Source organism: Kitasatospora nipponensis (assembly GCF_039528135.1).
Taxonomy (GTDB): domain Bacteria; phylum Actinomycetota; class Actinomycetes; order Streptomycetales; family Streptomycetaceae; genus Kitasatospora; species Kitasatospora nipponensis.
Map to the genome: position 1 here is coordinate 1 of NZ_BAAALF010001126.1, position 528 is coordinate 528.

1 protein-coding gene is annotated in these 528 nt (G+C 70.6%); it reads left to right on the plus strand.

Going from position 1 to position 528, the window contains the following annotated elements; all coding sequences use genetic code 11:
- A partial coding sequence (locus tag ABD323_RS45220) for an ABC transporter substrate-binding protein (RefSeq protein WP_344447753.1) occupies positions 1-528 on the plus strand: 528 nt, incomplete at both ends.

Genomic DNA, 528 nt, shown 5'->3' on the forward strand with positions numbered 1-528 from the left:
CGGGAAGCTCCGCTACCAGGGCTGGGCCGGGCAGGTCACGCTGCCCGAACTGGCCGAGGACCTCGGCTACTTCGGCGAGGTGAAGCTGGAGTGGGTCGGCAACACGATCAGCGGTCCGCAGGACATCCAGTCGGCGGCGACCGGCCAGACCGACTTCGGCGGTGCGTTCAACGGCGCGGGGGTGAAGCTGATCGCGGCCGGTGCCCCGGTGAAGGCGGTGATCAGCTACTACGGCGTGGACGAGTTCACCTACAGCGGCTACTACGTGCTGGCGGACAGCCCGATCCGGTCGGCCCGGGACCTGCAGGGCAAGAAGGTCGGGATGAACACCCTGGGCGCGCACAGCGAGGCGCTGCTCGACATCTACCTGCAGCGCAACGGGCTGACGGCGGCGGAGATCGCCAAGGTGGAGCCGATCGTGATCCCGCCGGTGGTGATCGAGCTCCCCGTGGTGCTGCCGTCGCCGGCCGTCAGCCCGGTGCTGTCGCCGTCCCCGGTGCCCTCGGCGCCCTCGGCCGCACCGTCGGT